The organism is Ectothiorhodospiraceae bacterium BW-2 (assembly GCA_008375315.1).
In the GTDB taxonomy this organism is placed as follows: domain Bacteria; phylum Pseudomonadota; class Gammaproteobacteria; order Thiohalomonadales; family Thiohalomonadaceae; genus BW-2.
Genome location: CP032507.1, coordinates 2,850,816 through 2,862,127 on the forward strand (window position 1 = coordinate 2,850,816; position 11,312 = coordinate 2,862,127).

The 11,312-nt window shown below is 52.9% G+C and carries 8 protein-coding genes; all 8 read left to right on the forward strand.

The annotated features are described in order from the left end of the window. Positions 1–158 precede the first annotated feature (158 nt). The 8 genes from D5085_13645 to D5085_13680 all read left to right on the forward strand — a co-directional run bounded on the left by D5085_13645 (position 159) and on the right by D5085_13680 (position 11,307). Positions 159–485, forward strand: coding sequence for a hypothetical protein (locus D5085_13645; GenBank protein ID QEP44070.1), 327 nt, complete (start codon positions 159–161; stop codon positions 483–485). Between the two features lie 75 nt (positions 486–560). Continuing rightward, positions 561–2,165, forward strand: coding sequence for an ATP-binding protein (locus D5085_13650; protein ID QEP44071.1), 1,605 nt, complete (start codon positions 561–563; stop codon positions 2,163–2,165). Positions 2,166–2,300: 135 nt separating this feature from the next. Continuing rightward, a complete protein-coding gene (locus tag D5085_13655; GenBank protein ID QEP44072.1) occupies positions 2,301–3,908 on the forward strand; it encodes an ATP-binding protein in 1,608 nt (535 codons plus the stop codon). Between the two features lie 135 nt (positions 3,909–4,043). Further along, positions 4,044–5,651, forward strand: coding sequence for an ATP-binding protein (locus D5085_13660; protein ID QEP44073.1), 1,608 nt, complete (start codon positions 4,044–4,046; stop codon positions 5,649–5,651). Positions 5,652–5,786: 135 nt separating this feature from the next. Next, positions 5,787–7,391: an ATP-binding protein gene (locus D5085_13665; GenBank protein QEP44074.1), complete on the forward strand. Its 1,605-nt coding sequence runs from the start codon at positions 5,787–5,789 to the stop codon at positions 7,389–7,391. Between the two features lie 347 nt (positions 7,392–7,738). Next, on the forward strand, positions 7,739–7,930 hold the full coding sequence (locus tag D5085_13670; protein QEP44075.1) for a hypothetical protein: 192 nt from the start codon (positions 7,739–7,741) through the stop codon (positions 7,928–7,930). 28 nt (positions 7,931–7,958) lie between these two features. Beyond that, entirely contained in the window at positions 7,959–9,539 is a 1,581-nt protein-coding gene (locus D5085_13675; GenBank protein QEP44076.1) for an ATP-binding protein, read from the forward strand. 181 nt (positions 9,540–9,720) lie between these two features. Further along, complete coding sequence (locus tag D5085_13680) at positions 9,721–11,307, forward strand: ATP-binding protein (GenBank protein ID QEP44077.1); 1,587 nt, start codon at positions 9,721–9,723, stop codon at positions 11,305–11,307. Positions 11,308–11,312: the final 5 nt, after the last annotated feature.

Below are 11,312 nucleotides of genomic sequence, written 5' to 3' on the forward strand. Positions count from 1 at the left end.
CCCTTTTCAGGGGGATTTTGCAAGAAAGTGTGGCCGCGCTCCTGCATCAGTTGACTATAGGCGGGCAGAGGGAGCTGCTGGTAGGCCTCAATCGTCGCCTACCACTGCTTCTCTAGGTAAAATTTGAAGAGCAGAGGTGGGAGTGGGTCGCGATCGCCGTGGCTCGATTTAAGGTCTCGCTATCGCTGTCGGGAGGACAGAGTGGGGCGAAGATCATAATCGGGTGCGCTGACGATCCGGTTGAACGGATGAAGCACATCGAGGCGCAGCAGTTGGCGAAGGTCGATCCGCGACTCAAGGGGGGATATGATGAGCGAGTGAATCCATCCGATGCCGAACAGATCATCCTGCAAACGCTGGCCAATGCCCTAGTGGTGGCTGATGCTGCTCAGAGCTTTGGTGATGTGTGGCGGGGTGGAGAGAGAAATTATCAGTCCAGAAAGAGGATGATATTGAAACTTTTACCCAGCATTATCGGCGCTTAAAGTGGACAGTAAACGAGTTTGCAACCTAAATATCATCATCCGCTATTCAGCTATTGAGTCAAGAGGAGGCACACCATGCCGCTGACCGAAAAATTTTTTAACACCGCCGGCCCGCAGATAGCGACCGACCACTACACCATCGCACCGCTACAGCGGATTAACTGGGAGGAGATTAGCCATCTCATTGACCAAAAACGCTACTTCCTGCTCCACGCCCCGCGCCAAACCGGCAAAACCACCACCCTGTTGAGCATTGTTGAGGCGCTCAATAACGAAGGGCGCTATACCGCCCTCTATGTCAACCTAGAGCGGTCGCAGATAGCGCGCAATAATGCGGAGTTGGGAGACCGGCAGTTTTGCGATGCGCTGCTGCAATCGATTCGCGCAACAGCGCCCCACCTCATCGAGAGCACTGAGGCGCGGCAAGTGATTGCCGAAGCCGAAGCGATGCAGCGCTTTGGTGCGCTACTGAGCTGGTGGTCATCGGTGCACCCCAAACCGATTATCCTGCTGCTCGACGAAGTCGATGCCCTTATCGGTGATACCTTAGTGTCGTTATTGCGCCAACTGCGCGCCGGCTACACCCAGCGCCCGCAGGCTTTTCCGCAATCGGTACTGCTCTGTGGTGTGCGCGATATAAAAGATTATCGCATCCACCAAAGTGATGGCGACATCATCACCGGCGGCAGCGCCTTTAATGTTAAAGCCGAGTCGTTGACGATGGGTAATTTCACCGAAGTGGAGTGCCACGCCCTCTATCAACAACACACCGATGCTACCGGCCAGCCCTTTGCTGAGGCGATATTCCCTGAGCTGTGGCTCGATACCGCCGGCCAGCCGTGGCTGGTTAATGCCCTTGCTCACCAATTGACATGGAAAGAGTCCGCCCTGCGCGACCGCAGCCAGCCCATCACCCTTAACCACTATTTCGCCGCCCGTGAACGGCTGATTCAATCCCGCGCTACCCACCTTGACCAGCTCACCGACAAACTTAAAGAGCCACGAGTGCGCGGCGTGATTGCGCCGATTCTCTCCGGTGAGGGTGAGCCGGAGCAGCTACCGGTCGATGATGTCGATTATTGTGTCGATTTAGGGCTCATTCGCCGCCGCCCTAATCTGGCCATCAGCAACCGCATCTATCGCGAGATATTGCCGCGTGAACTCACCTACACCACCCAAGAGACCATCACCAATCAAGAGCAGAGCTGGTATCTCACCCCCGACCACCGCCTCGATATGATCAAACTGCTGCAAGCATTTCAGCCATTCTTTCGCGAACATAGCCAGAGCTGGATTCAACGCTTCGACTACCACGAAGCGGGGCCACAACTGCTGCTGCAAGCCTTTTTACAACGCATTATTAACGGCGGTGGGCGCATTAACCGCGAATATGCCCTCGGCCGCCGCCGCACTGACCTTATCATCGAATGGCCGGTCGATGAGGCAGTAGGGCTATTTGGCGAAGTGCAGCGCATTGTGATTGAGCTAAAAATCTTGCGTAGTAACCTAAAAAAGACCCTGCAACAAGGCATTGAACAGAGCCGCGCCTATGCCGATAGCTGTGGTGCCGCAGAGGTGCATCTGATTATCTTTAACCGCAACCCCAAAATAAGCTGGGGTAAGAAGATTTGGTATCGCGCCGCCGCCGCGCAGAATGGGGTGCATTGTTGGGGTTGTTAGGGCAACGAAATCCGACATTGGCCGCATCTTCATATTAATCTCTTTTGATCTAATATATTATTCGATTTTTAAGTTAAAGATAGCGGAGGCGTGATGGCGTTAAGCATCACCGATTGAGCTAGGAGGAGGCACACCATGCCACTGACCGAAAAGTTTTTTAACACCGCCGGCCCGCAAAAGGCGGAAATTAACTACACCATTAACCCGCTACAGCGGATTAACTGGGAGGAGATACGCCACCTTATCGACAGCCAGCGCTACTTCCTGCTCCACGCCCCGCGCCAAACCGGCAAAACCACCACCCTGTTGAGCATTGTTGAGGCGCTCAATAACGAAGGGCGCTATACCGCCCTCTATGCCAATATCGAAACGGCGCAAACCGCACGCAGCGATGTAGCTATGGGAGTCGAGGGGATCTGTCGCGCCATTGCCAATCAAGTGGAGCTCTATTGGGGTGAGCAGCGGCTAAAAACTTGGCTTAATAACGAAGGCAGCCAAGAGTCGCCCCATCAAAAATTACAGGCACTGTTACAGATGTGGGCGCGTCACCACCCCAAACCGATTATCCTGCTGCTCGACGAAGTCGATGCCCTTATCGGCGATACCTTAGTGTCGTTATTGCGCCAACTGCGCGCCGGCTACACCCAGCGCCCGCAGGCTTTTCCGCAATCGGTACTGCTCTGTGGTGTGCGCGATATAAAAGATTATCGCATCCACCAAAGCGACGGCGACATCATCACCGGCGGCAGCGCCTTTAATGTTAAAGCTAAGTCGCTCACCATGGGCAACTTCACTGAAACAGAGTGCCATGTCCTCTACCAACAACACACCGCTGCCACCGGCCAGCCCTTTGCGGAGGCGATATTTCCTGAACTGTGGCTCGATACCGCCGGCCAGCCGTGGCTGGTTAATGCGCTCGCGCACCAGCTTACTTGGGAAGAGGGAGTATTGCGCGACCGCAGCCAGCCCATCACCCTTAACCACTATTTTGCCGCCCGTGAACGGCTGATTCAATCCCGCGCTACCCACCTTGACCAGCTCACCGACAAACTTAAAGAGCCACGAGTGCGCGGCGTGATTGCGCCGATATTGGCGGCTGAAGATGAGTTAGAGATACAGGTGCCCATAGATGACCGGCAATACTGCGAAGATTTAGGTCTGGTTATCTCCCGCCCCTCACTACGAATTAGCAACCGTATCTACCAAGAGGTGATACCACGCGAACTCACTTGGATGACCCAAACCTCCATCACCAACCAAGAGCAGAGCTGGTATCTCGCCCCCGACCACCGCCTCGATATGATCAAACTGCTGCAAGCATTTCAGCAATTCTTTCGCGAACATAGCCAGAGCTGGATTCAACGCTTTGACTACCACGAAGCGGGGCCACAACTGCTGCTGCAAGCCTTTTTACAACGCATTATTAACGGCGGTGGGCGCATTAACCGCGAATATGCCCTCGGCCGCCGCCGCACTGACCTTATCATCGAATGGCCGGTCGATGAGGCGGTAGGGCTATTTGGCGAAGTGCAGCGCATTGTGATTGAGCTAAAAATCTTGCGTAGTCACCTAAAAAAGACCCTGCAACAAGGCATTGAACAGAGCCGCGCCTATGCCGATAGCTGTGGTGCCGCAGAGGTGCATCTGATTATCTTTAACCGCAACCCCAAAATAAGCTGGGGTAAGAAGATTTGGTATCGCGCCGCCGCCGCGCAGAATGGGGTGCATTGTTGGGGTTGTTAAGGCAACGAAATCCGACATTGGCCGCATCTTTATATTAATCTCTTTTGATCTAATATATTATTCGATTTTTAAGTTAAAGATAGCGGAGGCGTGATGGCGTTAAGCATCACCGATTGAGCTAGGAGGAGGCACACCATGCCACTGACCGAAAAGTTTTTTAACACCGCCGGCCCGCAGATAGCGACCGACCACTACACCATCGCACCGCTACAGCGGATTAACTGGGAGGAGATTAGCCATCTCATTGACCAAAAACGCTACTTCCTGCTCCACGCCCCGCGCCAAACCGGCAAAACCACCACCCTGTTGAGCATTGTTGAGGCGCTCAATAACGAAGGGCGCTATACCGCCCTCTATGCCAATATCGAAACGGCGCAAACCGCACGCAGCGATGTAGCTATGGGAGTCGAGGGGATCTGTCGCGCCATTGCCAATCAAGTGGAGCTCTATTGGGGTGAGCAGCGGCTAAAAACTTGGCTTAATAACGAAGGCAGCCAAGAGTCGCCCCATCAAAAATTACAGGCACTGTTACAGATGTGGGCGCGTCACCACCCCAAACCGATTATCCTGCTGCTCGACGAAGTCGATGCCCTTATCGGCGATACCTTAGTGTCGTTATTGCGCCAACTGCGCGCCGGCTACACCCAGCGCCCGCAGGCTTTTCCGCAATCGGTACTGCTCTGTGGTGTGCGCGATATAAAAGATTATCGCATCCACCAAAGCGACGGCGACATCATCACCGGCGGCAGCGCCTTTAATGTTAAAGCTAAGTCGCTCACCATGGGCAACTTCACTGAAACAGAGTGCCATGTCCTCTACCAACAACACACCGCTGCCACCGGCCAGCCCTTTGCGGAGGCGATATTTCCTGAACTGTGGCTCGATACCGCCGGCCAGCCGTGGCTGGTTAATGCGCTCGCGCACCAGCTTACTTGGGAAGAGGGAGTATTGCGCGACCGCAGCCAGCCCATCACCCTTAACCACTATTTTGCCGCCCGTGAACGGCTGATTCAATCCCGCGCTACCCACCTTGACCAGCTCACCGACAAACTTAAAGAGCCACGAGTGCGCGGCGTGATTGCGCCGATATTGGCGGCTGAAGATGAGTTAGAGATACAGGTGCCCATAGATGACCGGCAATACTGCGAAGATTTAGGTCTGGTTATCTCCCGCCCCTCACTACGAATTAGCAACCGTATCTACCAAGAGGTGATACCACGCGAACTCACTTGGATGACCCAAACCTCCATCACCAACCAAGAGCAGAGCTGGTATCTCGCCCCCGACCACCGCCTCGATATGATCAAACTGCTGCAAGCATTTCAGCAATTCTTTCGCGAACATAGCCAGAGCTGGATTCAACGCTTTGACTACCACGAAGCGGGGCCACAACTGCTGCTGCAAGCCTTTTTACAACGCATTATTAACGGCGGTGGGCGCATTAACCGCGAATATGCCCTCGGCCGCCGCCGCACTGACCTTATCATCGAATGGCCGGTCGATGAGGCGGTAGGGCTATTTGGCGAAGTGCAGCGCATTGTGATTGAGCTAAAAATCTTGCGTAGTCACCTAAAAAAGACCCTGCAACAAGGCATTGAACAGAGCCGCGCCTATGCCGATAGCTGTGGTGCCGCAGAGGTGCATCTGATTATCTTTAACCGCAACCCCAAAATAAGCTGGGGTAAGAAGATTTGGTATCGCGCCGCCGCCGCGCAGAATGGGGTGCATTGTTGGGGTTGTTAAGGCAACGAAATCCGACATTGGCCGCATCTTTATATTAATCTCTTTTGATCTAATATATTATTCGATTTTTAAGTTAAAGATAGCGGAGGCGTGATGGCGTTAAGCATCACCGATTGAGCTAGGAGGAGGCACACCATGCCACTGACCGAAAAGTTTTTTAACACCGCCGGCCCGCAGATAGCGACCGACCACTACACCATCGCACCGCTACAGCGGATTAACTGGGAGGAGATTAGCCATCTCATTGACCAAAAACGCTACTTCCTGCTCCACGCCCCGCGCCAAACCGGCAAAACCACCACCCTGTTGAGCATTGTTGAGGCGCTCAATAACGAAGGGCGCTATACCGCCCTCTATGCCAATATCGAAACGGCGCAAACCGCACGCAGCGATGTAGCTATGGGAGTCGAGGGGATCTGTCGCGCCATTGCCAATCAAATGGAGCTCTATTGGGGTGAGCAGCGGCTAAAAACTTGGCTTAATAACGAAGGCAGCCAAGAGTCGCCCCATCAAAAATTACAGGCACTGTTACAGATGTGGGCGCGTTATCACCCCAAACCGATTATCCTGCTGCTCGACGAAGTCGATGCCCTTATCGGTGATACCTTAGTGTCGTTATTGCGCCAACTGCGCGCCGGCTACACCCAGCGCCCGCAGGCTTTTCCGCAATCGGTACTGCTCTGTGGTGTGCGCGATATAAAAGATTATCGCATCCACCAAAGTGATGGCGACATCATCACCGGCGGCAGCGCCTTTAATGTTAAAGCCGAGTCGTTGACGATGGGTAATTTCACCGAAGTGGAGTGCCACGCCCTCTATCAACAACACACCGATGCTACCGGCCAGCCCTTTGCTGAGGCGATATTCCCTGAGCTGTGGCTCGATACCGCCGGCCAGCCGTGGCTGGTTAATGCCCTTGCTCACCAATTGACATGGAAAGAGTCCGCCCTGCGCGACCGCAGCCAGCCCATCACCCTTAACCACTATTTCGCCGCCCGTGAACGGCTGATTCAATCCCGCGCTACCCACCTTGACCAGCTCACCGACAAACTTAAAGAGCCACGAGTGCGCGGCGTGATTGCGCCGATTCTCTCCGGTGAGGGTGAGCCGGAGCAGCTACCGGTCGATGATGTCGATTATTGTGTCGATTTAGGGCTCATTCGCCGCCGCCCTAATCTGGCCATCAGCAACCGCATCTATCGCGAGATATTGCCGCGTGAACTCACCTACACCACCCAAGAGACCATCACCAATCAAGAGCAGAGCTGGTATCTCACCCCCGACCACCGCCTCGATATGATCAAACTGCTGCAAGCATTTCAGCAATTCTTTCGCGAACATAGCCAGAGCTGGATTCAACGCTTCGACTACCACGAAGCGGGGCCACAACTGCTGCTGCAAGCCTTTTTACAACGCATTATTAACGGCGGTGGGCGCATTAACCGCGAATATGCCCTCGGCCGCCGCCGCACTGACCTTATCATCGAATGGCCGGTCGATGAGGCGGTAGGGCTATTTGGCGAAGTGCAGCGCATTGTGATTGAGCTAAAAATCTTGCGTAGTCACCTAAAAAAGACCCTGCAACAAGGCATTGAACAGAGCCGCGCCTATGCCGATAGCTGTGGTGCCGCAGAGGTGCATCTGATTATCTTTAACCGCAACCCCAAAATAAGCTGGGGTAAGAAGATTTGGTATCGCGCCGCCGCAGGAGAGGGTGGGGTGCATTGTTGGGGCTGTTAGCGCAACGAAGGGCACTGGGCTCAGACTATAGTCCGTAGCTCTGTGACCATTAACAAAACACCCAACAGTAGCTGCCTATCGGCTTTAGAGAGGGCCAAATCTTCTGCAATGGCTCTCTCAACACGCCCAATCAGCTCGTCACTGTCGGTTTTACTCAATGTTTTAAACTCTGCCATTGTCGGCTTCACTCAGCTCCTGAGTCATTTGCTCGTATTGCTCTAGCAGTTAGGCAATTTCTATACGGCTACGGCGCGGTTTCTGCTTGGGGTTTGTGATCAATTCAGTTACACTCTCTTCCGATCTGACACTTCCTCTTTTGTGGCGATAAATGGTTTTGCTCAACAGATTTGACGCATCAGGGGTGTAGGTGTCATGTCTCTTGTAAAACCGAACAAGCTAACGCCGATAATGATGATGATAATGATGGGTTTAGTGATGCCGAAGAGCAATTTTATGGTACCAATCTGTTAGTCAAAGACTGCGCAAGTTTCATCTGCGGTAAGGGCAAGAGCTGGTTATACGGGATTCAACAACCATAACCGGGTCAATGGCTAAAAGAGCAAACTAATGGAGAAATTTTTTAACACCGAAGGGCCGATGAAGGCCGATATGCACTATCTTATTCCCTCATTTCAACGATTTGACTGGGAGGAGGTTCGGGTCTTGATTGAGCGGCAGAAATATTTTCTGCTCCACGCACCGCGCCAAACCGGTAAGACTACGGCACTGATGGAGATGGTGACAGCCCTCAATCAAGAGGGACGCTATCTGGCGCTCTATGTCAATATCGAAGCGGCGCAGACGGCACGCAATGATGCCGACAAGGGCAATCGAATTATTTGTGATATTTTACTGCAAAGTGGCGAACTCTTTTTTAGCGAACCGCTACCATGGAGTGAAGCCCGAGATAAACTGCGTCCGACAGAGCCGCAACAGCGACTAAATCAGCTACTTAGTTGGTGGGCAAAGCACAGCTCCAAACCCATTGTCCTGTTACTGGACGAAGTTGATGCACTCATCGGCGATACCCTAGTGTCACTGCTACGACAGCTACGCACCGGCTATATGCAACGCCCCGAAGCGTTTCCTCATAGTATTATTCTCTGTGGTGTGCGCGATTTAAAAGACTACCGCATTCACCAGAGCAATGGCGATATTATTACCGGCGGTAGTGCCTTTAATGTGAAGGCAGAGTCGCTGACACTGGGTAACTTTACCCCACAAGAGATACGAACACTCTATCAGCAACATACCGAGGCCACCGGCCAGTACTTCGATGAGGCTATTTTTGAACTGCTATGGCAAGACACCTATGGCCAGCCGTGGCTGGTCAATGCTATCGGTAACGAATTAACCTGGAAAGATCGTGCACTGCGCGATCGCAGCGTAGTGATTAACCTGCCTCACTATCTGGCAGCGCGGGAGCGACTGATACAGTCGCGGGCAGTGCACTTAGATCAGCTGGCCGATAAATTACGCGAAAACAGGGTGCGGCGGGTGATTGCGCCGATATTAGCAGGAGAACCGTCGCCACAACAACGACAGGATGATTTAGAGTATTGCGAAGATTTAGGTTTGATTCGGCGTAAGCCGCTGGAGATAAGTAATCGCATCTACCGCGAAATATTGCCACGAGAGTTAACCAGCGCCCTGCAAGATTCCATAACCAACCAGCAGCAGAGCTGGTATCTGACCGAAACAAACCGGCTCGACATGGTTAAACTGCTACAGGCGTTTCAACAGTTTTTTCGGGAGAACTCCGAAAGCTGGCTACAGCGCTTTGCCTACAAAGAGGCGGGGCCACAGCTACTGATGCAGGCGTTTTTACAGCGCATTATCAATGGCGGCGGACGCATTAACCGCGACTATGCGCTCGGACGGCGTCGTACCGACCTGCTCATCGAGTGGCCGGTGAGAGAACATAACGGTCAGTGGCAGGAGGTACAAATTGTGGTGATAGAGCTAAAGATTTTGCACGGATCACTGGAGAAGATAGTGGAGGAGGGGATAGCACAGACCCTCGACTACAGTGATAAGTGTGGCGCAGAGGAGAGCCATTTGGTGATTTTTGACCGCGATGCGACCACCTCGTGGGAGGAGAAGATTTGGCACTGGCCGTGCCGTTTGGTGAGTGTGTGGGGCTGTTAGCAGTGCATACATTGGTGTTCAAGATGAGCATTGGATATATTCAGAAAGTCAGCTGGTTGGAAGATTTAGCGGAACTAATCCGTTAGTTAAAGCGTACCCGGGCTTTATCTGCGGTAAAGGCAAGAGTTGGCTATACGGGATTCAACAGCCGTAACGAGGGAAGAGCTAAAAGAGCAAACTAATGGAAAAATTTTTTAATACCGAAGGGCCGATGATAGCAGCGGACCACTACCTTATCCCCTCTTTCGGGCGCATTGATTGGGAGGAAATGCAGACGCTAATTGATCGCAAACGCTACTTTCTGCTCCACGCACCGCGCCAAACCGGTAAGACTACGGCACTGATGGAGATGGTGACAGCCCTCAATCAAGAGGGACGCTATCTGGCGCTCTATGTCAATATCGAAGCGGCGCAGACGGCACGCAATGATGCCGACAAGGGCAATCGAATTATTTGTGATATTTTACTGCAAAGTGGCGAACTCTTTTTTAGCGAACCGCTACCATGGAGTGAAGCCCGAGATAAACTGCGTCCGACAGAGTCGCAACAGCGACTAAATCAGCTACTTAGTTGGTGGGCAAAGCACAGCTCCAAACCCATTGTCCTGTTACTGGACGAAGTTGATGCACTCATCGGCGATACCCTAGTGTCACTGCTACGACAGCTACGCACCGGCTATATGCAACGCCCCGAAGCGTTTCCTCATAGTATTATTCTTTGTGGTGTGCGCGATTTAAAAGACTACCGCATCCACCAAAGCAATGGCGATATTATTACCGGCGGTAGTGCCTTTAATGTGAAGGCTAAATCGCTGACACTGGGTAACTTTACCCCACAGGAGATACGAGCACTCTATCAGCAACATACGGATGCCACCGGGCAGCGCTTTGATGAGGCGATTTTTGAGACGCTATGGCAGGACACCTATGGCCAGCCGTGGTTAGTCAATGCCATGGGTAACGAATTAACCTGGGAGGATCGCAGCCTGCGGGATCGCAGCGTCATCATTACCACGCACCACTATCAGGCAGCGCGGGAGCGACTGATACAGTCGCGGGCGGTACACTTAGATCAATTGGCCGATAAACTACAGGAGGAGCGGGTTCGCGGGGTGATTGCGCCGATTCTAGCAGGAGAAGGTATGCCCGACCATTTACCGCAGGACGATCTGCTCTACTGTCACGATTTGGGTTTAATACGGATTAAACCAACGCTGCAGATTAGCAATCGCATCTATCAGGAAGTGATCCCGCGAGAGTTGACCTTTACCACCCAGGCGACGATAAGTAACCAGCAGCAGAGCTGGTATCTGACCGAAACAAACCGGCTCGATGTGGTTAAACTGCTACAGGCGTTTCAACAGTTTTTTCGGCAGAACTCCGAAATCTGGCTACAGCGTTTTGCCTACAAAGAGGCGGGGCCACAGCTACTGATGCAGGCATTTTTACAGCGCATTATCAATGGCGGCGGACGGATTAACCGCGAATATGCGCTCGGACGGCGTCGTACCGACCTGCTCATCGAGTGGCCGGTGAGAGAACATAACGGCCAGTGGGATGAAGTACAAATTGTGGTGATAGAGCTAAAGATTTTGCGCGGCTCACTGGAGAAGGTAGTGGAGGAGGGGATAGCACAGACCCTCGACTACAGTGATAAGTGTGGCGCAGAGGAGAGCCATTTGGTGATTTTTGACCGCGATGCGACCACCTCGTGGGAGGAGAAGATTTGGCACTGGCCGTGCCGTTTGGTGAGTGTGTGGGGCTGTTAGCAGTG

Bases quoted from the DNA above. Each gene is read 5' to 3' on its own strand.
- D5085_13650 (QEP44071.1), top strand. From the start codon at position 561: ATGCCGCTGACCGAAAAATTTTTTAACACCGCCGGCCCGCAGATAGCG.
- D5085_13655 (QEP44072.1), top strand. From the start codon at position 2,301: ATGCCACTGACCGAAAAGTTTTTTAACACCGCCGGCCCGCAAAAGGCG.
- D5085_13660 (QEP44073.1), top strand. From the start codon at position 4,044: ATGCCACTGACCGAAAAGTTTTTTAACACCGCCGGCCCGCAGATAGCG.
- D5085_13665 (QEP44074.1), top strand. From the start codon at position 5,787: ATGCCACTGACCGAAAAGTTTTTTAACACCGCCGGCCCGCAGATAGCG.
- D5085_13675 (QEP44076.1), top strand. From the start codon at position 7,959: ATGGAGAAATTTTTTAACACCGAAGGGCCGATGAAGGCCGATATGCAC.
- D5085_13680 (QEP44077.1), top strand. From the start codon at position 9,721: ATGGAAAAATTTTTTAATACCGAAGGGCCGATGATAGCAGCGGACCAC.